This window comes from Solimonas marina (genome assembly GCF_012241385.1).
Lineage (GTDB): Bacteria > Pseudomonadota > Gammaproteobacteria > Nevskiales > Nevskiaceae > Solimonas > Solimonas marina.
On the sequence record NZ_JAAVXB010000012.1, the window covers coordinates 23177 to 49273 of the forward strand.

The 26097-nt window shown below is 64.9% G+C and carries 24 protein-coding genes; 22 read left to right on the forward strand and 2 right to left on the reverse strand.

Annotation, left to right across the window (positions count from 1 at the left end):
* Positions 1–32 precede the first annotated feature (32 nt).
* Positions 33–782: an SDR family oxidoreductase gene (locus G7Y82_RS17590; RefSeq protein ID WP_168149460.1), complete on the reverse strand. Its 750-nt coding sequence runs from the start codon at positions 780–782 to the stop codon at positions 33–35.
* A gap of 109 nt (positions 783–891) precedes the next feature.
* On the opposite strand from G7Y82_RS17590, the gene G7Y82_RS17595 reads away from it, so the two are divergent.
* The 4 genes from G7Y82_RS17595 to G7Y82_RS17610 all read left to right on the forward strand — a co-directional run bounded on the left by G7Y82_RS17595 (position 892) and on the right by G7Y82_RS17610 (position 4738).
* A complete protein-coding gene (locus G7Y82_RS17595) occupies positions 892–1806 on the forward strand; it encodes a LysR family transcriptional regulator (protein ID WP_168149461.1) in 915 nt (304 codons plus the stop codon).
* Positions 1807–1928: 122 nt separating this feature from the next.
* Positions 1929–2537 carry a DUF3617 domain-containing protein gene (locus G7Y82_RS17600; RefSeq protein WP_168149462.1) on the forward strand — a complete coding sequence of 203 codons (609 nt, stop codon included), beginning with the start codon at positions 1929–1931 and terminating at the stop codon, positions 2535–2537.
* A gap of 98 nt (positions 2538–2635) precedes the next feature.
* Complete coding sequence (locus G7Y82_RS17605; protein ID WP_168149463.1) at positions 2636–3199, forward strand: hypothetical protein; 564 nt, start codon at positions 2636–2638, stop codon at positions 3197–3199.
* A gap of 228 nt (positions 3200–3427) precedes the next feature.
* Positions 3428–4738, forward strand: coding sequence for a DUF5131 family protein (locus G7Y82_RS17610; RefSeq protein WP_168149464.1), 1311 nt, complete (start codon positions 3428–3430; stop codon positions 4736–4738).
* Between the two features lie 8 nt (positions 4739–4746).
* Here G7Y82_RS17610 and G7Y82_RS17615 read toward each other — a convergent pair whose 3' ends face one another.
* Complete coding sequence (locus G7Y82_RS17615; protein ID WP_168149465.1) at positions 4747–6033, reverse strand: LysR family transcriptional regulator; 1287 nt, start codon at positions 6031–6033, stop codon at positions 4747–4749.
* 301 nt (positions 6034–6334) lie between these two features.
* On the opposite strand from G7Y82_RS17615, the gene G7Y82_RS17620 reads away from it, so the two are divergent.
* The 18 genes from G7Y82_RS17620 to G7Y82_RS17705 all read left to right on the forward strand — a co-directional run bounded on the left by G7Y82_RS17620 (position 6335) and on the right by G7Y82_RS17705 (position 26032).
* The gene (locus G7Y82_RS17620; RefSeq protein ID WP_168149466.1) at positions 6335–7672 is read left to right on the forward strand and encodes an MFS transporter; all 1338 of its coding nucleotides are present in this window, start codon (positions 6335–6337) and stop codon (positions 7670–7672) included.
* 19 nt (positions 7673–7691) lie between these two features.
* Positions 7692–8717: an amidohydrolase family protein gene (locus G7Y82_RS17625; RefSeq protein WP_168149467.1), complete on the forward strand. Its 1026-nt coding sequence runs from the start codon at positions 7692–7694 to the stop codon at positions 8715–8717.
* A gap of 21 nt (positions 8718–8738) precedes the next feature.
* Positions 8739–9425: a 4-carboxy-4-hydroxy-2-oxoadipate aldolase/oxaloacetate decarboxylase gene (ligK, locus tag G7Y82_RS17630; RefSeq protein ID WP_168149468.1), complete on the forward strand. Its 687-nt coding sequence runs from the start codon at positions 8739–8741 to the stop codon at positions 9423–9425.
* On the forward strand, positions 9418–10494 hold the full coding sequence (locus G7Y82_RS17635) for a 4-oxalomesaconate tautomerase (RefSeq protein ID WP_168149469.1): 1077 nt from the start codon (positions 9418–9420) through the stop codon (positions 10492–10494). The genes ligK and G7Y82_RS17635 overlap by 8 nt, the downstream gene beginning before the upstream one ends.
* Before the next feature lie 89 nt (positions 10495–10583).
* Positions 10584–11861 carry a gallate dioxygenase gene (locus tag G7Y82_RS17640; protein ID WP_168149470.1) on the forward strand — a complete coding sequence of 426 codons (1278 nt, stop codon included), beginning with the start codon at positions 10584–10586 and terminating at the stop codon, positions 11859–11861.
* Between the two features lie 192 nt (positions 11862–12053).
* Positions 12054–13376 carry a porin gene (locus G7Y82_RS17645; protein ID WP_168149471.1) on the forward strand — a complete coding sequence of 441 codons (1323 nt, stop codon included), beginning with the start codon at positions 12054–12056 and terminating at the stop codon, positions 13374–13376.
* A gap of 394 nt (positions 13377–13770) precedes the next feature.
* Entirely contained in the window at positions 13771–14811 is a 1041-nt protein-coding gene (locus G7Y82_RS17650; protein WP_168149472.1) for a WD40/YVTN/BNR-like repeat-containing protein, read from the forward strand.
* Between the two features lie 24 nt (positions 14812–14835).
* A complete protein-coding gene (locus tag G7Y82_RS17655) occupies positions 14836–15696 on the forward strand; it encodes an HpcH/HpaI aldolase family protein (RefSeq protein WP_168149473.1) in 861 nt (286 codons plus the stop codon).
* Positions 15697–15727: 31 nt separating this feature from the next.
* On the forward strand, positions 15728–16687 hold the full coding sequence (locus G7Y82_RS17660) for an ABC transporter substrate-binding protein (RefSeq protein ID WP_168149474.1): 960 nt from the start codon (positions 15728–15730) through the stop codon (positions 16685–16687).
* A complete protein-coding gene (locus G7Y82_RS17665; RefSeq protein ID WP_168149475.1) occupies positions 16684–17595 on the forward strand; it encodes a substrate-binding domain-containing protein in 912 nt (303 codons plus the stop codon). Before G7Y82_RS17660 ends, G7Y82_RS17665 begins: the two co-directional genes overlap by 4 nt.
* A gap of 66 nt (positions 17596–17661) precedes the next feature.
* On the forward strand, positions 17662–18573 hold the full coding sequence (locus G7Y82_RS17670) for a VOC family protein (RefSeq protein ID WP_168149476.1): 912 nt from the start codon (positions 17662–17664) through the stop codon (positions 18571–18573).
* A gap of 36 nt (positions 18574–18609) precedes the next feature.
* Positions 18610–19620, forward strand: coding sequence for an amidohydrolase family protein (locus G7Y82_RS17675; protein WP_168149477.1), 1011 nt, complete (start codon positions 18610–18612; stop codon positions 19618–19620).
* A gap of 22 nt (positions 19621–19642) precedes the next feature.
* A complete protein-coding gene (locus G7Y82_RS17680) occupies positions 19643–20422 on the forward strand; it encodes an SDR family oxidoreductase (protein ID WP_168149478.1) in 780 nt (259 codons plus the stop codon).
* Between the two features lie 14 nt (positions 20423–20436).
* Positions 20437–21300 (forward strand): fumarylacetoacetate hydrolase family protein, encoded by an 864-nt coding sequence (locus tag G7Y82_RS17685; RefSeq protein ID WP_168149479.1) that lies wholly within the window; start codon positions 20437–20439, stop codon positions 21298–21300.
* Between the two features lie 50 nt (positions 21301–21350).
* Positions 21351–22640: a LysR family transcriptional regulator gene (locus tag G7Y82_RS17690; RefSeq protein ID WP_168149480.1), complete on the forward strand. Its 1290-nt coding sequence runs from the start codon at positions 21351–21353 to the stop codon at positions 22638–22640.
* Positions 22641–22743: 103 nt separating this feature from the next.
* A complete protein-coding gene (locus tag G7Y82_RS17695; RefSeq protein ID WP_168149481.1) occupies positions 22744–24171 on the forward strand; it encodes an MFS transporter in 1428 nt (475 codons plus the stop codon).
* 296 nt (positions 24172–24467) lie between these two features.
* Positions 24468–25190, forward strand: a complete 723-nt coding sequence (locus tag G7Y82_RS17700; protein WP_168149482.1) for a maleate cis-trans isomerase family protein — start codon at positions 24468–24470, stop codon at positions 25188–25190.
* 11 nt (positions 25191–25201) lie between these two features.
* Positions 25202–26032 (forward strand): amidohydrolase family protein, encoded by an 831-nt coding sequence (locus tag G7Y82_RS17705; RefSeq protein WP_168149483.1) that lies wholly within the window; start codon positions 25202–25204, stop codon positions 26030–26032.
* Positions 26033–26097 lie beyond the last annotated feature (65 nt).

A 26097-nucleotide genomic window follows, 5' to 3' on the forward strand; every position in this document is an offset into this window, starting at 1 on the left:
CTGAAGGTCGCCGGTCCCGGGGCCTCGTGCGCTCAGAGCTGGCTCATGCCACCGTCGACGACGATCTCGGTGCCGACGATGTACGCCGACTCGGCGGCCGTCAGGTGCAGCACCGTGCTGGCCAGTTCCTGCGGCGTGCCGAAGCGGCCGAGCGGCACCTGGCCCTGGATCTGCGCGGCGGTGGCGTCGAGTTCGGCGCCGCTGAGGCCGAGCTTGCCGTACAGCGGCGTCTGCACCGGTCCCGGAGAGATGACGTTGACGCGGATGCCGCGCGCCAGAAATTCGCCGGACAGGGTCTTGGCCAGCGAGATCAGCGCCGCCTTGCTGGCCGCGTAGATCGTGGTATTTGGCATGCCGATGTGGGCGTTGATCGAGCCGTTGAGCGCGATGGCGGCGCCCGGATTCAGCAACGGCAACAGCGCCTGGATCTGGAAGAACGGGCCTTTGACGTTGGTGTCGAAGATCAGATCCCAGAGTTCGCTGCTGACGCCGGCCACATCGGCGAACTTGGCGATGCCGGCGTTGATGAACACGGCGTCGAGCGTCAGACCCTCGGCGGCAATGGCATCGGCCAGCGCCTGGGCACTGCCCAGGTCGGCGGCGTCATTGCGGATGGCGACGGCGCGCTCGCCGATGGCCTCGCGGGCGCGGGCCAGTGTGGCGTCGTCGCGGCCGGTGATGATGACGCGGGCGCCTTCGGCGGCGTAGGCCTGCGCGGCGGCCAGGCCGATGCCGCTGCTGCCACCGGTGACCAGAACGGTCTTGTCATTGAAGCGATTCATGTCAGTACTCCTGTTGGTTGGGGCGGCTGATTGCCGTGTCTTCATCCTGCGTTTCGGTGCGCCGAATGCCGTGCCACAATCCGCATGAACTCGTTCGAAGGAATCGAACATGTTGTCGGCCGATGAACTGGCGTTGCTCGAAGCCATCCGCGAAAGCGGCAGCCTGTCGCGGGCTGCGGCGCGTCTCGGCAAGGCGCCGTCGACCATTTCCCATGCGGCGCGGCAACTGGAGGAGCGTTTCGATGCGCTGCTGTTCGACCGTCGCCGCTATCGGCTGCAGCTGACGCCTGCGGGCCAGCTGCTGGCGCAGGAGGCGGCGCGCCTGCAACTTGATGTGGCGCGTCTGACGCGTCGCGTGAAGCAGGTCGCAGTCGGCTGGGAGGACCGGCTATGGATCGTCACCGACGAGCTGCTGGAGTTCGAGCTGTTGCTGCCGACCCTGCGTGCCTTCGATCGTCTCGGCTCCGGCGTCAGCCTGCGCCTGACTCACGAAGTGCTCGGCGGTACCTGGGAAGCGCTGCGTGACGGGCGCGCCGATTTGATCGTCGGTGCGACCAATGAGCCGCCGGCGATTCCGGCACTGCGCTGGTTCGAGCTCGGCGCGATGGACTGGGTGTTCGCCGTCGCGCCACGGCATGCGCTGACGCGGGCGCGGCAACCGCTGGATCGCGACACCATCGCCGCGCACCGGGCGGTGGTCGTCGCCGACTCGTCGCGCCGTGTCGATGCCCGTGGCTACGGCGCGGTGGGCGGGCAAGCGGTGCTGGCCGTGCCGAGCATGCAGGCCAAGATCCATGCACAGTGCGAGGGTTTGGGTGTCGGCTGGTTGCCGCGTGCCCGGGTCGCATCACGGTTGGTGCGTGGCGAGCTGGTCGAACTAGCGACCGCCGATCCGCGCGAGCCGAACACCTTGTACGTGGCATGGCGCGGCGATCACGACGGTCGCGCACTGGCGTGGTGGGTGGAGCGTCTGCGTCAGCCGCGTCTGGCACAGGCGTTGGTGCGCGGTCTCGACCGCGGTTGACGGCCGTTCACGCGGCTCGTGCACAATGGGCTGTGCAGGGACGCACACGCCGGGGCCGTGACGGATGGCCGGGCGCGTCGTTTGCCTGCGCTTCACCCGCAGGACATTCAGGGAGTTCGAAGATGAGCATGACCGTTTCCAAGCGTCCCCGTTCGAGCCGCATCTGGCTGCTGCCGCTGTGTGCGTCAGCGCTGGCATTGCCGCTGGCCGCGCAGGCGATGACCAAGCCCAAGCCGGGACTCTGGCAGCAGTACACGAAGAGCGAGGTCAACGGTAAGGACATCGTCGCGGCGATGGCCGCCGCCCGCCAGCAGATGATGAGCAAGCTGACGCCCGAGCAGCGCAAGATGATGGAGGAGCGCATGGGCCCGGCCGAAGATGATCCGCACATCATCAAGTCCTGCCTGACGGCGGCGCAGGTCGATCGCATCAACAGCCCGCAGGACTTCGTCGACCAGCTCAACAAGGACAACGACAGCTGCAAATACGACGCGACGCCGGTCGGCAGCGACACCATCAAGTTCCACGGCAGCTGCGCCGGCGAAGGCGAGTTCAACGGCGACATGAACGGCACGCTGATCATGAAGAGCACGACGGCCTATTCGATGTCGTTCGCCGGCAAGGGCAAGGTCACCGCTGCCGGCGACAACGCCAAGCCGCTCGACATCAAGGGCACCATCGACGCCAAGTGGCTCGGCAGCGATTGCGGCGACATCTCGCCGGACGAATGACCCCCCTTGCTTGAGGGGGTTCCCCCTCTGTGCCGGCGACGGGCCCTGCGTGATACTGATCTGCCGTTACAGGGCGGCTGTCGCGGGGGAGAGGCGTCATGATGTCGATCGTGCTGTTGTGGCTACCGGTATTGCTGTCGGCCGTCGGTGTTTTCGTTGCCAGCAGCTTCGTGCACATGGTGTTTCGATGGCATAACGCCGATTACCGGCCGCTGCCGAACGAAGACGAGGTGTCGGCGCTGCTGCGGCGCGCCGGCGCGGCGCCCGGTCAGTATGTGCTGCCGTACTGCGCGGACATGAAGCAGCTGCAATCGGCGCCGATGCAGGAGCGTTTCGCGGCCGGGCCCAACGGCCTGCTGATCCTGCGTGGCAACGGGCCGGTCAACATGGGGCGCCAGCTTGGTTTGTGGCTGCTGCTGACGCTGTTGGTCTCGCTGATCGTCGCGGCGGTCGCCTCGGCGGCGCTGCCGCTCGGCGCGATCCGCCATCAGGTCTTCCACGTCTGTGCGCTGATCGCGCTGGCCGCGTATGCCTGCGGCAGCATCAGCGACGGCATCTGGAAGGGGCATCCGTGGCGGGCGGTCGTCAAGGACCTTGTCGACGCGCTCATCTATGCGGTGGTCACCGGTGCCTGCTTTGCGTGGCTGTGGCCGGGCTCCTGACGATGACCAAAATTTCATTCAGGGCGTGATGGCGCCGGGGGTCAAGCGCTTCAGGCCCGAATGCGGCATCGTGGTATGACCGGCGGTCGGCGCGGCGCCACCCATGAGCGCCGCGCGCGCCGGCACGTCATGTGCGGGCGTTAAACTTTGAGTTGCTGGGATTTTTTGGTCGGGGTAGCGGATGGACAGGCTGTCCGGGCGCCCGACGTTCGCCACGCTGTTCCGTTCATGTCTGAAGAAGTTTCGTTTCGATTCATTGATCTCGATGCCGAGCGGCGACGCAGCGCGTTGCTGCACGAAGTGCTCGGCGGCGAGAAACCGTGGTTCCCGCTCATGGGCTGCCGCCCGGTGTCGGCCGGCTGCGAGCACTGCGTTGGCCTGAAGCTGCAGAACGACTGGCTGGCGCGCAACGGCCGGCCGGCGAGCCCGACGCTGCTGCCGCCCTGGGTGCAGACCTCGGAGCTGGCCCGCGTCTCCGGGTTCTCCCGTGAGGATCATGTGGTCGTCGCGCCGGGCTCGGATCTGTTCGACGAGGGCGTCAGCGACGACCAGCGCGATCAGATCATTCACGCGATCGAATCGCGCCCGGACGTGCTGTTCTACTGGTTCACCAAGCACGCCGATCGCCAGCGCGACTATCTGCTGGCGCTGGCGGCCTATCCGCACGCGCCGGGCGAGCCGCTGCGGCCGCGTTGGCCGCTGCAGAACGTGCGGATTGGTGTGTCGGTCGAAGACGCCGCCAGCTATCGCGAGCGCGCACCGTATCTGTTCGAGACGCCGGCGGTGTTTCGTATCCTGCGCTTCGAGCCGCTGCTCGAACCGATCGACGTCGAAAAAATCGAACTGTGGTCGGGCGACCTACTCTGGCCGCTGCGCGGCATCGTGCAGGCGTACGGCGGCACCGACGCCGACGGCGAGCGCTTCTGGCTGCCGATCGACGAGCCGCTGACCTATACGCCACGTCCGGACCTGATCGTCATCGGCGGCGAGCGCGCGGCCGTCGCGCGGCCGCCGCATCCGATGTGGATCCGGCAAATCGAAAAGATCGCGAAGGCCTGGGCGGTACCGGTCTTCTTCCGCGGCTGGGGCAGTCTGCATCCGGTGCTCAAGCCCGACCGCGAACGTGATGCCTCGCTGGTCATCGTCTCGGTCGACGGCCTGCGCCGCGGCAAGGGGTTGGGCAGCGCCACCAACTTCCTGGCGACGCAGTCCGGCATCGGCGGCGATGTCTGCTTTACGCGTCCGGCGTCTGATCTCGATCCGGCGCTGACCCAGTATCCGGGCGGCAAGCTCGACGCGCGGCCGGAATGGTTCGCGCCGTCGCAGAAGCAGCGCATCACCGACGTTTCGTCGGCCGCGCGTGACCTGGCCAAGCTGCACGCCCGCGAGCGCTATCGCCTGCTGCAGTCCGAGCGCATGAAGCAGGAGCAGGCATCGGTCGACGATACGCAGAAGGTCGCACTCGGCCAGCGCCTGCGTGAAATCCTGACGACGCCAATCAGCGAGCTTCCCGAGCGTATCCGCGGCCGCGACGAGTAGTTCCGGCTTCAGTCGTCGGTTCGTCGGCGAGTGCGTCGCCGACGGCCCGGCGCCAGCGGAATCGTATCGGCGCTGGCGCTGCGCGTGGCGACCTCACGCAGAATGCGCAAGAACGCCCCCTGGGCCACGGTCGGTTGCCAGCCGCGCCGGGTGGTGATGCCGATATCGCGCAGCGACTCGTCGACGACCACATTGAGAATTTCCAGCACGCCGAGGCGAACCTCGAGCTGGACCTGGTGCGTGGAGATCAGCGTCAGTCGATCGCTGCCGAGCAGGACCCCGCGGATCACTACCTGTGAGCTCGATTCGACCAACCCGGCTTGCGGCGTCATCTCATGGCGCGCAAACAATCGATCGAAGCGCTCGCGGGTCGGCGTGCCGTCCGGCGGGATCACCCACGGATAGGCGCCCAGATCGCGCATCGTGATGCGCTTCTTGCTCGTCAGCGGGTGGCCCTTGCGCGCGGCGATGCACAGCGAAGCCGGGAACAGCGCACGCTGACGGACGTCGTGTTCACGCAGCTGCACGCGCAGCGCGCCGAGCAGGAAATCGATCTCGCCGTGACGCAGGCCATAAAGCAGGTCCGAATACGGTGATTCGATGACGCGAATGCTGACGCCGGGGTAGATCGTCGAGAATGCGTTGATCGTTTCCGGCAGGACGTAATGACGGGACAGTGGCATGCAGCCGACCACGATCGTGCCGCCATGGCGTCCATCGAGTGCCTCGATGTCATGCAGTGCCTGCTGCAGCTCGGCGCGGACCAGCTTGGTCTGCTGCCACAGAACCTGGCCGGCACGCGTCAACGCGCTGCCGCGCGTGGTTCGTTCAAACAACGACACCTTGAGGATGGCTTCGAGTTCGCGAATCGAGCGGTGCACGGCCGGTTGCGAGCTGCCGATCGTTCGCGCTGCAAGCGTCAGATTGTTGAGCGCCCCCACCGCCAGAAAGGCCCGCAGCTGCGTGCTGGTCAGCAACGGGATCAGATTGGCAGCGGCGCGCGTGTTGTTCGACGTCGGCATGCGCGTCGCGTCGGCGACGCCGGCCTCGAGCAGCTCCAGTGACCGGCGTACGCGCGCGGCATAGGCCATGCCCTCGACGGACAGCGCCAGACGGCCGCGTGCGCGCGTGAACAGTGTGTGACCGAGCGAAGCCTCGAGTTTGGCGATGCCCTGCGTGACCGCCGGTTGCGACAGGTGTACCTGCTCGGCACCGAGACGCACGGTGCCGTGATCGGCAACTGCCAGAAATGCGCGCAAGTGACGCAGATTGAAGAACGGTGCGTCCGTGCTCATATCCGGAATGACAGTCTGAAACGCATTTGTATCAGGCAATCGTTCGACATATTGAAATTTAACTATATCAATTTTGAATGGGATGTCGGTGATTTCGAAATTGTGCGAGTCGCGTCTCTCCATAAACATGGATGCTGCGTGATGCCTGCATCGCGTGCCGCCGAAAGCTTTGGCACTCGCGCGGTATTCAACAGATAAATTTCGAGGAGAAGTGCTCGTGGAAAATCAGACCGGCTCTGCCGCCGACCGCTGCCCTGCGCTGTCGCGTGCGGCGACGACGATCGAATAAAGGAGAGCCTTCATGAACGCTTCCGCAACACTCGACATCCGCAGCTTCGTCAACGAACGCAAGATGTCGTCATACCAGTGGATTCTGGTTGCGCTGTGCTTCTGCATTGTCGCTGTCGATGGCATGGACGTCGCGATCATGGGCTTTGTCGCGCCGTCGATCACCAGCGCCTGGGGGATTTCCAAATCGGCATTCGGCTTCGTCATGGGCGCGGCGCCGATCGGTCTGGCCATCGGTGCACTGATCGCCGGCTCGTCGTCGGACTGGTTTGGTCGCCGCAAGGTGCTGCTCGGTTCGGTCGCCGTGTTCGGCATCGCGACCATCCTCACCGCGCATGCGGCCAACGTCGAGCAGATGGCGATCATGCGCCTGATCACCGGTCTGGGTCTTGGCGCTGCGATGCCGAACGCGACAACGCTGGTCACCGAGTACGTGCCGGAGCGCTCGCGCTCGTTCCTGATCGCGCTGATGTTCACCGGTTTCAACTTCGGTTCCGGTGTCATCGGCTTCATCGCCGCCGCACTGATTCCGCGTTATGGCTGGGAATCGGTGCTGGTTTTCGGCGGTGCGCTACCGCTGTTGCTGCTGCCCGTCTTGTTCGCGCTGTTGCCGGAGTCGGCGCGCTTCATGACCGTGAAGGGGCAGCCGGCGGCGAAGATCGGTGCGGTGCTGGGCCGCGTTTGTCGCGCGAACCTGGCGCAGTACGCCAGCTTCGAAGTCAACGAACCGGCGCCGCCGAGCAAGCAGCCGCTGGCGGTGCTGTTCTCGTCCGGATACGGGCTGCGCACGATCGCGCTGTGGGTCACCTACTTCATGGGCTTGCTGGTGATCTATCTGACGACCAGCTGGTTGCCGATGATGATCAAGGATGCCGGCCTGCCGATCGAGCGTGCCGCGCAGATCACGGCGATGTTCCAGCTCGGTGGCACGGTCGGCGCCATTATCGTCGGCCTGGCGATGGACCGCTTCGGCCCGAGCCGCATGGTTGGCCTGGCGTATTTCTTCGGCGCCATCGTCTTGCTGGTGCTCGGCTTCAACGGCGTGATGTCGGCGTGGATCGCACTACTGGTCGGCGCGGTTGGCTTCTTCCTCAGCGGTGCGCAGACCGGCCTCAATGCATTTGCGCCAGGCTGCTATCCGACGGTCGGCCGCGCGACCGGCGTCAGCTGGATGCTCGGCATCGGCCGCCTCGGCAGCATCCTCGGTTCGACCATCGGCGGCGTGCTGCTCAGCCAGGGCCTCGGCTTCCAGGCCATCTTCATGATCCTCGCGATCCCGGCCACCGCGGCTGCGCTGGCGATCTTCCGTGTCCGCACCACCACGCAGCCGGCCGCCGGCCGCGCGGCCTGAACTTACATCCGCAACGCTCATGATTATTGATTGTCACGGCCACTACACGACGGCGCCCAAAGCGCTCGAGGCGTGGCGCAACCTGCAGATCGCCGCCCTGTCGAACCCCAAGCGCGGCCCGAAGGCCGCCGATCTGAAGATCGGCGACGACGAGCTGCGCGAGACCATCGTCAACCATCAGCTGGCGAAGATGCGCGAGCGTGGTTCGGATCTGACGATCTTCTCGCCACGCGCCAGCTTCATGGCGCACCACATCGGCGATGTGGAAACATCGACGACGTGGGCGGCGATCTGCAACGAGCTGATCCATCGGATTACGACGCTGTTTCCGGATCAGTTCGCGGGCGCGGCGATGCTGCCGCAGTCACCGGGTGCCGACACCCGCAGTTGCATCGCCGAGATCGAACGCTGCGTCAATGAATATGGCTTCGTCGGCATCAACCTCAATCCGGACCCGTCGGGCGGCCACTGGCAGAGCCCGCCGCTGTCGGACCCGTACTGGTATCCGATTTACGAGAAGATGGTGGAGCTCGACATTCCGGCGATGGTGCATGTCAGCACCAGCTGCAATGCGTGCTTTCACACCACTGGCGCGCACTACATCAATGCCGACACCACGGCGTTCATGCAGTTTCTGACGTCTGACTTGTTCAAGGTGTTTCCGAAACTGCGCTTCGTCATTCCGCATGGTGGCGGCGCCGCGCCGTATCACTGGGGCCGCTATCGTGGACTGGCTCAGGAAATGAAGAAGCCGCCGCTGACCGAGCACCTTCTGCACAACCTGTTCTTCGATACCTGCGTCTATCACCAGCCGGGCATTGATCTGCTGACGAAGGTGATTCCGGCCGACAACGTGCTGTTCGCGTCCGAGATGATCGGCGCGGTTCGCGGCATCGATCCGCAGACCGGGCATTACTACGACGACACGCGTCGTTACATCGAGGCGGCGGCATTGAGCGACGACGACCGCCACAAAATCTTCGAGGGCAATGCGCGCCGCGTCTATCCGCGGCTCGATGCACGGCTCAAGGCCAAGGGCCTCTAAGGCCCGACAAGGACTATCGACATGCGTCTTAACGAACTCGGCATCGTCCGCCAGACCATCAACCGCGCCGACCGCGCCGCCGCCGATCGGCTCGGCAGCTTCGGCAGCGCCACCGTGCACGAAGCCATGGGCCGCGTCGGCCTGATGAAGCCGTACATGCGCCCGATCTACTCCGGCGAGCCGGTGTCCGGTACGGCGGTCACCGTACTGCTGCATCCTGGCGACAACTGGATGATGCATGTGGCCGCCGAGCAGATCCGCCCGGGCGACATCGTCGTGGCGGCGGTGACTGCCGAATGCACGGACGGCTTTTTTGGCGACCTGCTGGCGACCTCGTTCATGGCGCGTGGCGCGCGTGGCCTGATCATCGACGCCGGCGTGCGCGACACTCGTGAGCTGACCAGGATGGGCTTCCCGGTCTGGAGCAAGGCCGTCAGCGCCAAGGGCACGATCAAGGCGACGCTGGGCTCGGTCAACGTACCGGTGATCTGTGCCGGCGCCCGAGTCGAAGCGGGCGATGTGGTGGTCGCTGACGATGACGGCGTGGTCGTGGTGCCGGCGGCGATCGCTGCCGAAGTCGCTGACGCCGCCGCCGCGCGCGAAGCCAAGGAAGCCGAAAAGCGCGACATCCTGGCGTCCGGCGTTCTGGGGCTGGACCTCTATCAGATGCGCGAGCGTCTCAAGGAAGCGGGTCTCGCGTATGAATGAAGCGCCCTGCATGTGGATGCGTGGCGGCACGTCGAAGGGCGGGTACTTCCTCGCCGACGATCTGCCGTCCGATCGCGCGGCGCGCGACGCATTCCTGCTCGGCGCGATGGGCTCGCCCGATCGTCGCCAGATCGACGGCATGGGCGGCGCGGATCCGCTGACGTCCAAGGTTGCCATCGTGCGCCGCTCGCAGCGGCCGGGCATCGACGTCGATTATCTGTTTCTGCAGGTCTTCGTCGACCGACCGATCGTCAGCGACGCACAGAACTGCGGCAACATCCTCGCCGGTGTTGCGCCGTTCGCGATCGAACGCGGCCTGGTTGCCGCAAGCGATCCGCAGACCACGGTGCGCGTCTATCTGGAGAATTCGCGGCAGACCGCGATGATTCGTGTGCAGACGCCGGGGGGGCGGGTGCGCTACGGCGGCGATGCGCACATCGACGGGGTGCCCGGGACCGCCAGTCCGGTCGACGTGATGTTTCGTGATACTGCCGGTTCGAGCTGCGGCGCGCTGTTGCCGACTGGGCGGCCCGTTGATCACATCGATGGCATCGACGTGACCTGCATCGACAATGGCATGCCGCTGGTGATCATGAAGGCGGCCGACTTCGGCCTGAGTGGCCAGGAGACACGTGAGGCACTGGATGCCAACGTTGCCCTGAAGGCCAGGATCGAAGCCATACGCCTGCAAGCCGGCCAGCTGATGCAGCTGGGCGACGTCAGCGACAAGTCGGTGCCGAAGATGACGCTGGTCAGTCCGGCGACTCAGGGCGGCCATCTGTCGACACGCAGCTTCATTCCGCATCGCTGTCACGCGTCGATCGGGGTCTTTGCCGCGGTGACGGCTGCCACCGCGGCGGCACTCGATGACACGGTCGCCGCGTCACCGGCCACGTTGCCATCCGGTAAGCGCAAGGAGATGTTGATCGAACACCCCAGCGGCGCGACGCGGGTGCTGGTCGAGATCGGCGCAGCGCCGGACGATATCGAATCCGGCATTGTGCTGACGGCGCGCAAGCTGTTCGACGGCGTTGTGTATGCGCCGGAGACGGCGGAGGGCGGTCGATGAACGCTGTCCTCGTTTTGACTCGATTCTGCGAAATCTGCGGCGTTGCCATGCGCCGCGCCATTCGCGCGTATTAGCTTTTCGGAGGAATCATGGCTCGCATCATCGGCGGCATCGGGGTCTCGCATACGCCCACCATCGGCTTCGCGTACGACACCCACAAGCAGAAGGACCCGGCATGGGCGCCGATCTTCGACGGTTTTGAGCCGGTGCGGTGCTGGCTGGCCGAGCGCAAGCCGGACGCCGTCGTCTATATCTTCAACGACCACGTCACCTCGTTCTTCTTCGATCACTACTCGACGTTCGCGTTGGGCATCGACCGCGAATACCGCGTGGCCGACGAAGGCGGAGGTGCACGACATCTGCCGGCGATGCCCGGCCATCCGGAGTTGTCGCGGCATATCGCAATGGGCCTGGCCGCCGATGAGTTCGACATGTCCTATTTTCAGGACAAGCCGCTCGATCATGGCTTCTTCTCGCCGATGTCAGTCCTGCTCGACCGCGAAGGCGGGCAGTGGCCGACGCGCGTCGTGCCGTTGCAGATCGGGGTGCTGCAGTTCCCAATTCCCAGTGCCTCGCGTTGCTACAAGCTGGGCCAGGCGGTTCGCCGCGCGATCGAGTGCTATCCCGAGGACATCGATGTGGCGATCATCGCCACCGGCGGTCTGTCGCATCAGGTGCACGGCGAGCGCTCCGGCTTCAATAACGTCGAGTGGGATCGTGCCTTCGTCGAGGCGGTTGCACGCGATCCGCAAAGCCTGCTCGGCATCACGCACGCCGAATACGCGACGCTGGGGGGGCTCGAAGGCGCCGAGGTCATCATGTGGCTGGTGATGCGCGGCGCGCTGTCGTCGAACGTCAAGGTGCTGCACAACTCGGCCTATCTGCCGTCGGTAACCAATATCGCCACACTGCTGCTGGAGAACGAGGCGCAGGTCGTGCCGGAAGCAGAGCTCGAACGCCGGCGTCAGCGCATGGGTGCGCAGCTGCGCGGCATCGACAACATCGAAGGGACCTATCCGTTCGATCACGCGCGCAGCCTCAAGGGCTATCGGGTCAACAAATTCCTGCACGATCTCGTCGAGCCGGCGAAGCGTGAACGCTTCCGCGACGATCAGGATACGGCTATGCGCGACGCAGGCCTCAGCGACGAGGAGTGCGACTTCATTCGCCGCCTCGACTGGCGCGCCATGATCCGTTACGGCGTCAGCTTCTTCGTGATGGAAAAGCTGGCGGCGGTAGTGGGGGTGCCGAACCCGCAGATTTACGCAGCGATGCGTGGCGAGTCGCTCGAAGATTTTTTGAAGACGCGTAACACGCAGGTGACTTATTCGGTGGCCGGCGATGTGCCCGAGAACGGTGGCGGCTAGCGCCTAGTACCGCCGACGCGCGACGGCCTTTCGCTGAGGCTGTCGCAACAAACATCGGGGCAGGCTCTCGCCCCGAACCGATCGTCAGACGAACCAAGCCGCCGGCATCCGCCCGCGGTAACGGGTGGGGCATGCCGGCGGTTCGCGACAGCAGGATCAGGAGAGCCATATGACACAAGTGAGGAGAGACTGATGTTTACATTCAAGTTGGCGATGCCACAGCTGCACTGGGGTGTCTGTGTGGTCGCCGTCGCTGCGGGGCTGGCGATGGTGACGGGGACCGCGCAGGCGGACGATGCGACCGAGGCGCAGATCCGTGAACTCAAGGCGACGATCCAGGCGCTGTCGCAAAAGGTCGACGCCTTGCAGGCGCAGCAGCAGGCGCCGACGCCGGTCGCGCAGGCCAGTAAACCTGGCCCGGTTGATTCGCTGCTCAGTGCGTTGCCGGTCGGCGTGAAAATCTATGGCCAGCTCGACAGCGGTGTTGAGCGAGTGTCCAATGTCGGGGACGACGCGAAGACGGTCTTTCGCGTGCCGACCACCAGCGGCAGCATGTACAGCAATCTGGGCTTCGATTTTCGCAGCAAGGGCAACGGATGGCTGGCGGCGATCGGTAAGGCCGAGATGGGCCTGTATCTCGATACCGGCTCGTCGGGGCAGGGCGGCCGCCTGTTCGGTCGCCAGTTCTACATCGGTGTCGATACGCCGGCCGGCAGCCTGACCTTCGGACGCCAGTACTCGATGATGTACGGCGGTGTCAGCCTGATTGCCGCCGACCTGCTCGGCCCGAACATCTACGGCCTCGGCTCGATTGACGCCTACATTCCGAACGCCCGTGCCGACAACGCAATCGTCTATCGCGGCAGTTTCGGTCCACTCTCGCTTGGTGCCCTGTACAGCTTCGGGCGCAATACGGTCAGTGGTTCGGTGCCGCAGTCTGGCGTCTGCGCCGGTGAAAGCGCGTCGAGCAGCGCGAGATGCACCAGCTGGTCGGCGATGATCAAGTATGACGACACGCATTACGGCGCGGCGTTCGCGATCGATACGCAGAAGGGCGGCTCCGGCGCCGTCGCCAGCTTCTTCAACGGCACCAGCGCGATCGACACCGGCACCGCCGGTGACGAGGATCGGCGCATGACCTTGAACGGTTACGTGCGTTTCGGCGATCTCAAGCTCGGCAGCGGCTGGCTGGGCCGCAAGGTCGATACCGACGCCGCCGACGTCAAGCAGAACGTCTACTGGCTGCAGGCCTATTACAGCCTCACGCCGAAGTGGATGGTCGACGGCGGCATCTTCCACATCCTCAACGATCTGGCCGACCAGCATTCGGATATGTTCGCTGGCCGCGTCACCTACAAGATTGACGATCAGCTGGTGACCTATGTCACCGCCGGCTATGTCGACAATGCCGGCAACGTTGGCTACAGCGTGTCCGGCGGTGGCTCCGGAACGGCGCCGGCGCTCGGTAACAATCAGCTCGGCACCATGGTCGGATTGCGCTATCGCTTTCACTGAGGTTCGCCGTGCGGTGAACAAGCCCCGCGATCGCCATCGATCGCAGGGCTTTTTTGCTTTTCGGGGATTCGCATTCGAGCCGCTCGGCGCTCCGGTCCGCGCCGTGGGTCTGGGCCGGCTTGTGGCGCAGTCGAGCGCCGAAGATCGCCGCCTAACGGCGTCGGCGATGCTGGTGATTTCTATATTTATCTAATTAGATCAATAAATTAATAAAGAATCAGCAAGATTCTATGGCGTCCGCAGATTTCAAATTTCAAGTGCGGGTTGTGCCTGCCTAGACTGAAATCCATCGATGCAGTCCGCCGGTTCTTGCGGCAGCGAACCGACTTCATCCGCGCACTCACCAAGACGCGAAGACGGATTGCAGCAATACAAAGATCGGTAGGAGAACCCGATGCGGAATTTGAAGCTGGTCGGCACTGCGGTGACCCGGCCTGAGGCAGTCGGCTCGCTTTACATGCTGGGTGGCGACGGTGAATGGAAGCTCGCCGACGGCATTCCCAAGGACGCGTCGGTGCAGGCGATCACGCCGCATCCGACGCGCCCGGATCTGGTGTTTCTTGCGACGCGCAAGGGCCTTTATCGCTCTGATGACGGCGGTGCGACGTGGGCGCGGATCGACGTCACCGATGAGACGCCGCAGTTCTGGAGCATCGTCGTCAGCCCCCACGATCCGGACCTGCTGATTGCCGGGACGGCGCCGGTCGGTTTCTATCGCAGCACCGACTGCGGCCAGACCTGGACGAAGTGCAGGGGCGAATTTCCCGAACGCTACAAGATCTCGTTCGGCGGCTCGCGGACGATGCGCGTGGCGTTTCACCCGACCGATCCAAAGCTGCTCTACGCGGTGGCCGAGATCAACGGACTCTACGTCAGCGAAGACGGCGGCCAGAGCTGGCGCGCCGAGCCGGCCGGTCTTTCGGCGTTGGCGGCGATGCCGCACCTGAAGAATACCGAGCTGACCGACGACGATACCGAAGGCATGTTCGATGCGCATGCGGTATCGACGACGACGGCGAGGCCGGATTCGATTTTCTACATCTGCCGCATGGGCATCTTTGAAAGCCAGGATCGTGGCAAAAGCTTCCGCGACCTCGATGTCAAACGATTCGCACCGTTCAACTATTCCCGGGAGTGCCGCTTCGTCTACGGCGAGCCGCGCAAGATGTATGCGTGCTTCAGTATCTCGTCGCGCAGCGAGGCGGGCGCCTTGTATGGCAGTGACGATCTTGGCGAAACCTGGCATCGCGCCGACGCAGCCGTGACGCCGCGCAGCACGATGATGGGTTTTGGCGCGCACGTCAGCGATCCCGACGGCCTGGTCACGGTGACGCGTCACGGCCAGGTCTTCTACACGACGGACGGCTGCGCGAGCTGGTCAGAGAGGCAACTTCCCGCGGATGCCGGTGACGCGTTCTGCGGCGCCATTCTCTGATCACGAATCCATAACGAGTACCCCATGTCCGAAAGACTCAATGGCATCATCCGCGCGCTTGAAAGCGGCCGCGGCATCTCGTTCACCTCGTTCATGCAGGCCGAGATCGAGAACGCTGTGGCCTTCGCACAGGCGCCGAACGACGGCGTTGTCTTCGAGCTTGAGCACAACACCTGGGACATTCGCGCCCTGCGCGTCGCCATGCAGTTTCTGCTGCTGCGCGAGCGCATCGTCAAGATGGGCTCGGTGGCCAACCCGATGACCCCGCTGGTGCGTATCCCGGCCAGCGGCAGCGAGATGAATCAGTGGTTCGCCAAGCAGGCGCTGGACCTCGGCGCTTACGGCATCGTCTGGCCGCGCATCAGCACAGCGGAGGAGGCCTACAACGCCGTCGCCGCGTGTCGCTATCCGCGCCTGCCGAGCGCCCCGTTGTATGAGCCCAAGGGTTTACGCGGCGACGCGCCGATGCCGGCGGCGCGCTACTGGGGGCTTTCTCAGCAGGCTTACTACAAGAAGGCCGACGTCTGGCCGCTGGTGCCGGACGGCGAAATTCTCGTGGTGCTGATGATCGAGGACACCACCGCGATCCATAACCTCGAAACCATCCTCAAGCAGGTGCCGGGCATCGGCGTGCTGCTGATCGGCGAGGGCGATCTGACTCAGGAACTGGGCTGCCCGCGCGACTATGAAAATCCCGAGTTACTGCGGCTGATGGCGCACGTGCGCGAGGTTGGCAAGGCATTCAACGTGCCGGTCGGCCATCCGCATGTGACCAAGGACAACGCCGCGCGCGTGATCGAGGAAGGCTATCGCTTCCTGATGACGTATCCGCAGCGCGACTTCTCTGCGCTGAAGGCCGGCATGCAGTTGACCGGCCGCGCCTGACGGCGGCGTGCCGAAATTTCAGGAAACGAACATGACGGAAAAGCTGTCTATCGTTCTGGGTCGTCACGGTCAGGTTCAGGACCTGCGAGATCGCCGTGTGACGGTGCCCGGATTCGAATTGGAATTTACCGAGGTCAAGCGCATGCCCGACGCCTATCGGGCGATGGCAAGAACGCAGCCCTATGACGTCTGCGAAATGGCGCCGACGTCGTATCTGATGGCGCGTGCGGCCGGTGCACCGATTACCGCGCTGCCGCTGCCGATGACGCGCCGCTTTCGCCACAAGGGCCTGCAGCGCCTGCGCAGTTCGGATATCCGCGGGCCGAAGGACCTGGAAGGCCGGACGATCGGTGTGCGTGCCTATTCGGTGACGGCCGCGACGTGGACGCGCGGCATTCTCGCCGACGACTACGGTCTCGACAGCGGCAAAGTCCACTGGCTGACCGAAGAGGATGAAAACGTCGAGGGCACGGTGCTGCCGGCCAACGTCCGTCGCATCACCGCCGGCGAGACGCTGGGCGCGATGATGATGCGCGGCGAGATCGACGCCGGGTTTGCCGGTCTGGCCGGTCTCGGCGCCGGCCTGGAGAGCGAGCTGGTCGACGTGGTCCCGGATGCCGCGACGCGCGAGCCGGACTGGTTCCGCCGCACCGGCATTTATCCGCTGCATGGCGTCATCGTTGTGCGCAACGATGTGCTGACCCGCCATCCGCGGCTGCCGCTGGTGTTGTTCGATGCTTTCATGCAGGCGAAGGAGAACTATCTCGCGCGGGTGCGCTCGGGCGAAGCGGCGGCGGCCGAGGATCAGCGCTACATGAAACTCGCCGAGCTGGTCGGCGACCCGTTGCCGTACGGCCTCGACGAGAACCGAGCGTCGTTCGCGGCGCTGGTGCGCTACGCGCATCGCCAGGGGCTGATTCCGAGCGAGCCGCCGCTGGAAGCGGCGTTCCCGGATCCCCGCACCCCCGCCACGCAGAGGAAAACGGCATGAGTCACGGAGATATGGAAAAGATCGAGACCGCGCGCCTGTCGGCGATGATGGGCAGCTATCCGAAGACCGCGCCGCTGAAGGACGCGACGCTGACGTCGCCACTGCTACGGCTGGACTTCGCGCCGATCGAGGTCGCGCAGAAGGGCTTCAAGGATGTCGTGCGCGGCGTCAAGTTCGACGTGGCGGAACTGGCGATCATCACCTTCCTGCAGGCGTTCGAGGCGGGCAAGCCATACCGCCTGCTGCCGTTCGTGATGAACGGTGGATTCCATCACAAGAGCATCGTCTGTCGCAGCGACGACTCGCTGGCGCCGTCGCAGCTCGCCGGCAAGCGCGTGGCAATGCGTGCGTATACGCAGACCACGCCGACCTGGGTGCGCGGCATTCTTTGTGACGATTACGGCGTATCGCTGCCGGACGTGCGCTGGCTCAATCAGGAGGGCGCGCACGTCGAGGGCTACGAAGAGCCGCAATGGGTGACGCGCATCGAATCGCAGCTGAGCCTCGAGCAGATGCTGCGCGCCGGCGAGGTCGACGCGATCATCGCCGGCGGCGGGCTGTCCGGCGGGCCGGGCATCCGGCCGCTGATCGACAATCCGCGCGAGGCGGCGCTCGAATGGCACCGTCGTACCGGTGTCGTGCCGATCAATCACGTCGTGACGATTCGCGCCGAGATCGCCGAGCAGCGTCCGGACCTGGTGCGTGAGGTCTATCGTCTGCTGATCGACGCGCGCAAGGCCTCCGGGCAGATGGCGCCGGGCGATGGGCCTGATCTGCAGCCGTTCGGCTTCGAGCCGATGCGTGCATCGCTAGAGATGGCGGTTCGTTATGCCCACGAACAGAAGCTGATCAGCCGCCGCTACGCGCTCGATGAGCTGTATGGCAGCGTTGCTGCCGCGCTGGCCTGAATCAGACTGCGCCGACCACAACCATTCATCTTAGAGGAGAGTGTCTTGGCTTCACCGATTTCAGGCATGGCGTTCGTCCGGCTCAGTGCCCCCGACCTCGGTCGCATGCAGGCGTTCCTCGAGGACTTCGGCATGGTGCTGGTACACCGCGACGAAAAGCGCATGTACATGCGCGGCGTCGGTGACGCGCCGTTCCTGCATGTCACCGAGCTTGGCGAGCCGGGCGTTGTCAGCTTCGGCTATCAGCTGCGCGGTGACGAGCAGCTCGCCGAGGTCGCGAAGCTGCCGGAGTCGCAGGGCATCGAAACCTTCGATGCGCCCGGCGGCGGCAAGCGCGTCCGCCTGCGAGATCTGAACGGCTTCACGATCGAGCTGGTCGCCGGCCAGCAGCGCGCCGAGACGCTGGCGGCGCGGCCCATCGTGCGCGGGCCAGACGGCGAAAGTCGCTCGCTCAGCTCTGCGCGCGTGGTACGCCTGGCGCATACCGCGTACATGACGCCGAACCTGCCGGAGACGATCGCCTGGTACCAGCGCACGCTGGGTCTGCTGCCGACCGACGAGTTGTACGTCGGCCAGTCCGACAACGTCATCGGCCAGTTCGATCGCCTCGATCTCGGCGATACGCTGGTCGACCATCACGTGCTGTTCATGCTGCGTGGTCCGCGGGCCGGCATGCACCACGCGTCGTTTCAGGTCGAGGGTGTCGACGACATCTTCTTCGGCTTCGATCACATGCGCATGCGCGATCACGATCACGTGCGCGGTATTGGTCGTCACGCGCTCGGCAGTCAGATCTTCAACTACTGGATGAGCCCGTTCGAGCAGATGCACGAGCACTGGATCTCGCATGAGCGCATGAACGCGCACAGTCGTTTCAATCGCATCCAGATCGGCGAAGGCATGAGCTATGACACCGGCGATCGTCCGCCGGAGCGCTTCACCAAACAGGTCTCGCCGGTCGTCGCCTGGCCGCAGTGAGCGGCGCGACCCATACGAATCTTTCGGAGCCACACCATGATTATTGACTGCCACGGCCACTTCACGACGGCGCCGAAGGCGCTGCGCGAGTGGCGGGAGCGGCAGCTTGCGAACCAGGGCGGTGTGCTCGGCGCGCCGCTGCAGATTTCCGACGATGAGCTGCGTACGGCGCTGCAGGGCAAGCAGCTCAAGGAACAGGCCGAGCGCGGCCTCGACATGACGCTGTTCTCGCCGATCGCCGGACAGATGGGCCATCACCTCGGCACGCTCGAGCAGAGCATCGAGTGGTCGACCGTCGCCAACGATCTGATCGCCCGCGTCAGTGAGCTGTATCCGGACAACTTCACGGGCGTCTGTCAGCTGCCGCAGTCGCCAGGCAAGGACCTGCAGGCCTGCGTACGCGAGCTGGAACGCTGCGTCACCGAACTCGGCTTCGTCGGCTGCAACCTCAATCCGGACCCGTCCGGAGGCTACTGGACCGATCCGCCGATCACCGACCGCGTCTACTACCCGCTGTACGAGAAGATGGTTGAGCTCGATGTGCCGGCGATGATTCACGTCAGCAGCTCGTGCAATCCGTGTTTCCACCACGTCGGCGCGCACTATCTCAACGGCGATACGACGGTGTTCATGCAGTTGCTGCTGGCGCCGCAGCTGTTCAAGGACTTTCCGACGCTGCGCTTCGTCATTCCGCACGGCGGCGGCGCGGTGCCCTACCACTGGGGGCGTTACCGTGGCCTGGCGCAGGACATGGGTATGCAGATGCTCGACCAGGGGCTGCTCAACAACGTGTTCTTCGACACCTGCGTCTATCACCAGGCCGGCATCGATCTGCTGACCCGCGTGATCCCGCACCAGAACATCATCTTCGGCTCGGAAATGATCGGCGCCGTGAAGGGCATCGATCCGGAAACCGGCCATCACTACGACGACACCAAGCGCTATGTCGGAGCGACGCCGCATCTGTGCGACACGCACAGGCACGAGGTGTTCGCCGACAACGCGCTGAAGGTCTATCCGCGTCTGCGGCAGAAGCTGGACGCGTAAGCGAGAAAGAGGAAATCACGATATGGATCTAGGAATCGCCGGAAAGAAGGCCGTGGTCTGCGCATCGTCGCGCGGCCTGGGCCTGGCCTGCGCGACCTCGCTGTCCCACGAGGGTTGCATCGTCTACCTCAACGGTCGCAATCAGGACGTGCTCGAAGCGGCGGCCGCCGCGATCGAAGTGGAAACCGGCCGCCGCCCGCAGCTGATCGTCGCCGATCTCGACACCGAGGAAGGGCGCGCCAGGATCGTTGCGGCGTGCCCGGAGCCGGACATTCTGGTCAACAACAATGCCGGTCCGGCGCCGGGGCGTATCGCCGACTGGTCCCGCGAGGATTGGCTGGCCGGCGTGGAATCCAACATGCTCGCGCCGATTTTTCTGATCAAGGCCTATCTGCCGGGCATGCGCGCGCGCAAGTTTGGCCGCATCGTCAACATCACCTCGGCGATGGTGAAATCGCCGAGCGTCAATATGGGTCTGTCGGCCGCGGTGCGTGCGGCGCTGACTGCCTTGTGCAAGTCCGTGCAGCGCGAAAGCGTCATCGACAACGTGACCATCAACAACCTGCTTCCGGAGCGCTTCGATACCGATCGTCAGCGCTATATGGCCGAAAAGGTCGCCCAGCGCGAAAGCTGTTCGATCGAAGAGGCCAAGGTGCGCATCGCCAACACCATTGCCGCCAAGCGGCTCGGCCGTCCCCGGGAATTCGGTGACGCCTGCGCCTATCTGTGCAGCGAGCAGGCCAGCTATCTCTCCGGCCAGAACCTGCAGCTCGACGGCGGCTCGTACGCCGGCCTGGTCTGAAAGGAGGACCGAACATGACGAAATACTGCAGCTTCAAGATCGGTGATCGCACGTCCTACGGTTTGGTCGTCGGCGACGGCGTGATCGATCTCGGCAAGCGCTTCTACGCCCAGTACGCTGATCTCAAGGCGCTGATCGCGGCCGGCCTGCCGGAGCGCGTCGCCGAGGCGGCATCGGATGCGCCGGACTATGCGCTGGCCGACATCACCTTCCTGCCGCCGATCGCCGACCCGGTGCACATCTGGTGTCTGGCGCTGAACTACGTCGAGCATCACAGCGAGGTGCAGAGCGCCGGTCGTGTGCAGGAGTTGCCAAAGCAGCCGGCGCTGTTCGCGCGGGCTCGCGATTCGCTGACGGGCCACGGCCAGCCGCTGCTGCATCCGGGCGTCAGCGAACAGTTCGACTTCGAGGCCGAGCTGGTGGTCGTCATCGGCAAGCCGGGCTATCGCGTCAGTCAGGCCGACGCGATGTCGCATATCGCCGGCTACACGATCATGAACGAAGGCAGCGTGCGCGACTGGCAGTTCCACACCCGGCAGATCACGCCGGGCAAGAACTTCTACCGCAGCGGTTCGATTGGCCCGTGGATCGTGCCGGCCAGCGAAGTCGGCGACGTCGATGCACTGCGCATCCAGACGCGCCTCAACGGTGAGCTGATGCAGGACGACGTGGCAGCGAGCATGGTGCACAAGATTCCGCGCTTCATCGAGTACGTCTCGACCATTGCGCCGCTGCATCCGGGCGATATTCTGGCGACCGGCACCCCGAGCGGCGTCGGGTTCTCGCGCAAGTCGCCCGTCTTCATGAAGCCTGGCGACGTCTGCGAGATCACGATCGACGGCGTCGGTGTGCTAAGCAACCGCGTCGAGCGCGACTAGCGTTTTCGGGCTGGACGACGGTCGACATGGGCATTCCGGTGACATTCCCCGTGGACCAGCAAAAGCAGACGGCGCCGGCGGGCGCGGATGGTGGTGGCGAGCGCACACAGCGCGAGCTGCCGAGTCTTTGGCAGTTGCGCGTGTTCGAGGCGGTGGCGCGGCACGAAAACGTCACCCAGGCTTCGCACGAGCTGTTGCGTTCGCAGCCGGCGATCACTTCGTGCATCGCCGAATTCGAGCAGTTGCTCGGCGCCAGCCTGTTCGATCGCTCGACCACCGGCACCTATCTGACGTCGGCCGGCGTCGCGGCGCTGGTGCGCACGCGGCGCATCCTCAAATCGGCCGAGGAGGCGGTGGTGCTGCTCGACAGCACGCGCAACGTCACGCCGCTGGCGCTGGCCGGCGGTATCACGCGCACGCAGATGCGGTGTCTGATCGCGATCGAGGAGTGTGGTTCATTCCGCGCCGCGGCACGCATGCTCGGCATCACCGAGGCATCGCTGCAGCGCGCGGCACGCACCCTTGAACAGAACCTCGGTGGCGAGTTGTACCGGCGTTCGGCGCTTGGTGTGCAGACCACTGACGTCGGCAAGACCTTCGCACAGGGCCTGAAGCGGGTCATGCAGCAGATCGCGGCGATGGTCGACACGCTCAACGCGTACGAGGCGCCCAAGGACCGCCGCATCACCGTCGGCGTGCTGATCCTCGATCCGTCGATCCTCATCGTCAACGCGATCCGCGAGCTCGGCAAGCAGTTCCCGGACACGCGCGTGGTCGTTGTCAACGGTACCTACGACGCGCTGCTCAACAAGCTGCTGCGTGACGAGATCGACTGCATCATCGGTCTGCTCAAACAGCCCGATCCGGCGTTCGACTTCGTCGAGGAGGCGCTCTACCGCGAGCAGTACTGCGTGGTTGCGCGGCGCGATCATCCACTGATGCACGAACCGGCGGTCACGGTCGAGTCGCTGCGCGAATACCAGTGGGTATTGCCACCAAAGGGCTCGCCGCGCCGCGAGGCCTATGAGCACCTGTTTTCGGAAGGCACGCCGCCGCCGGCGAGCATCGAGACGTACTCGCTGTCGACGATCCGCATCACGCTGTCCGACACCGACATGCTGACGGTGCTGAGCTGGACCGAGGTGCTCAGCGAGCGTCGCTTCGGGCTGCTCGGGCCGCTGCCGATCGAAGTGTCCTGGGACAGCCCGATCGTCGGCATCACGACGCGGCGCGAGTGGCAGCCGAACGAGGTGCAGGCGGCGTTCCTCAAGCATCTCAAGCGCAATGCGGCGGCGATCGCCGCCGACAACCGACATCGCGTAGCGGACAACAGTCCATAAAACCAGCGGTGCAAGACAAGGCTGCTGCCAATCCCGGCAGTGGTCACGGGCGGCGGCTGTCCTGAAGACGGCCGATACGACCTGAATCGAGGAGGAGGCACTTATGTTGGACGCACAAATCGGGCGCAGCCCATTTCAGGAGCAGGCCAGCCTGTCGAACCACCAGCGCGCGTTGCTGGCGATGGTCGGTATCGGCAGCATGCTCGAATTCTGGGACGCCTATCTGATCGGCTTCATCATGGCGTTTCTGATCAAGCCCTGGGGCCTGACCTACGGGATCATGGGCGCGGTGTTGCTGTCATCGGGCGCCGGCGCCGTGATCGGCGGCGTGGTCTGGGGGGCGATTGCCGATCGCTACGGCCGCAAGCCGGTGTTCATCGCGTCGCTGCTGATGCTGGCCGCGACCAGCGTCGGCCTGGCGTTGACGCCGGAGCGCGGCTGGATCTACATGACCGTGCTGCGCACCATCGTCGGCTTCTGCACGGCCGGCTACTTCATCCAGGTCGCACTCGTGCACGAGTTTATTCCGCCGAAGCGGCGCGGTATGTTGACCGGTGTAGTTTCGGCGATCACGACCGGTGGTCTGCTGCTCGGCGCATTCAGTGGCGCCTACCTGATTCCGACGCTGGGCTGGCGCTGGACCTTCGCGTTCGGTGCGGCGCCGGCGGTCATCGCGCTGATCGGCGCGTTCCACATTCCCGAGTCCCCGCGCTGGCTGAGTCTGCAGGGCCGCGAGCAGGATGCGCGCAAGGCGATCGGCTGGGGGCTCGGTCGCGACGGTTACGACGGCGAGATCGACGTGCCGAAGCCGGTCAGGACGCGTTGGCTGCAGATCTTTGAATGCCCGCGCAACGTGCTGACGACGACGCTGATCAACATGGGCCTGATCGCCGGCTACTACGGCATCGTGCTGTGGGCGCCGATGCTGCTCGCGCAGATCCAGAAGATCGATCCGGCGCAGGCCTCGAAGTTGATGATCGTGTTCAGCCTGCTCGGCATCGTCTCGCGTCTGACCGCGGCCAAGCTGTCCGACCGCATCGGCCGGCGCAAGACCGGTGGCTATTTCGCACTGGTCGCCGGCCTGGCGATTCTTTTCGCCGGCTACGTCGGCCACGGCGATCTGCTGACCGTCTCGCTGTTCTGGGTGCCGTTGCTGGTGGCGTTTGTCTTTGCCGACGGCAGCTTCTCGGTCTGCGCGCTGTACTCGACCGAGATCTGGCCGTCGCGCCTGCGCGGCAGCGGCTCCGGCTATGCCGGGCTTGCGGGCTCGATCGGCAAGATCATCGGCCCGCTGGGCCTGGCGCTGGTCGCCGGCTCGAGCAACATCGTGCATCCGTCGGCCACCGTGACGGCGATCGTGCCGGCTTTCGCGTTCCTCGGCGCCTGCCTGCTGGTCTGCGGTCTGACCTATCTGCTGATCGGCATCGAGGTGCGCGGCCGCTCGCTCGAATCGATCGATCACGGTTACGACACCGGCGAAGGCGCGCCATCCGCCGCCGGCAGCGCCAAACCGCAGCATGTGCGCGGCTGAGCGTTCTCGCGCAGGGCAGGGCACGTTGCGCGTGCCCTGCCGTTTTCACTTTTGAAGTTTTTGGAATTCATCGGGTTTTGTGCGAATCCTCTTTTTGCGCTGCACAAACAGCAAAAACGGATGACGCGAGCAGCTTTTTGATTGGTCGCAGGAATCGGCTGAAAAATAGACTCGATGTCAATGGAGCAGTGATGGCTGCAGCGATTGATTCTGCTGCCTCGCGTGCCGACGGCACCGCGACGCCATCAGCCTGAACAAGTGTGAGCCGCCTATGGCTCGCGAACAACGGAAAGAGGATGAACAAGATTCGTGTGGGAATGATCGTTCCGTCGTTGAACACGATCGCCGAGGACGACTTCCGCGCCTTCTGTCCGCCCGAGGTGGCTTATCACGTGCACCGCCTGCGGCTGCGCAAGGAAGGTGGCCGCGTGACGATGGACAGCCTGATCGAAGCGCACCGTCAGGCCGTTGACGAGGCTGGCTATCTCAAGGACCTGTCGCCGACCGCGATCGCCTTCAACTGCACCGGCGCCAGCGTCGCCTGCGGTAGCGACGGTGACGAAAAGCTTGCTGTGCAGATGACCGAGGCGCTCGGGGTGCCGGCGACCAACACCATGGTCGCGATCAAGCAGGCGCTGCGCACGCTCGGAGCCCAGCGCGTGCTGCACATCTGCCCGTTCACCAACGAATTCTCGCGCATCGAGCGCGAAGCGCTGCTCGGCGCCGGCATCAGCGTGGCCGGCACCGTGTCGCTGGATTTCACCGATGCCAAGGTGGCGGCGCGGATGGCGCCGCAGCAGATCACCGACTTCGTGCGACAGAACCTCGACGACGCGGTCGGCTCGGTCTTGCTGTCGTGCGCCAACGTCCGAGCCTTCGAGGCCGCCGACGAGCTGGAAGCGGCGATCGGTTTGCCGGTCGTGACCAGCAACCAGGCGATGTTGTGGGGCGTGCTCAAGGACGCTGGCTGGAAAGGGCGCATCGACGGCGGCGGCCGTTTGCTGCGCGCGCTGGCCTGAAGCGCGACGCCATGAAACCCACGAATCAAGACCGCAAGATGCAGATCGTCGATTCACAGATCCACGTCTGGGCCGACGGTGAGTCGACAGGCCATCACCGGCGCGCGCCGATCACCGGCGCCGTGCTCGATGTCGAGATGCGCCAGGCTGGTGTCGACCGCGTCGTGCTGGTCCCGCCGCTGTGGGATCCGCACGGCAGTGCCTATTCTTTGCAGCTGGCGCAGCGGGCGCCCGAGCGCTTTTCGGTGATGGGCGTGATGGAGCCGGACATCGCCGACCCGGTGGCCCAGCTGCATGCCTGGCAGCAGACGCCGGGCATGCGCGGCATCCGCTTTCTGTTCAACGCCGCCGATCGCTTGCGGTCGCTGCATGACGGACGCTTTGAAGCGGTCTGGCCCGAAGCCGAAAGGCTCGGCGTGCCGGTGGCGATGCTGGCGCCGAATCATCTGCAGATCGCCGACGACATCGCGCGCCGCTTCCCAGGCCTGCGCATCATCGTCGATCACCTGGGCGTGCCGCGCGGTGCCACCGGGCCGAGCGCGTTCGATCACCTCGGCGAGCTACTGGCGCTGGCCGCGTATCCGAACGTCTCGGTGAAAGCTGTCGGCGTCGGCGACTACGCGCTCGATCCGTATCCGTTCCGCTCGCTGCAGGACACGCTGCAACGCGTGTTCGAAGCCTTTGGTCCGGAACGTGTCATATGGGGCAGTGACCTGTCCCGGCTGCATCACCCGTACCGGCAGTGCGTGAGCCATTTCTGCGAAACGTTGCCGTGGCTGTCCAAGGACGATCTGGCGCTGGTGATGGGCGGCAACATCTGTCGCCTGCTCGGGTGGAGCTAGATCCGAACGTCGTATATTTAAATGTCGTCCCGCACAAGCGCAAAAAACAAAGCGGGACATGAGGA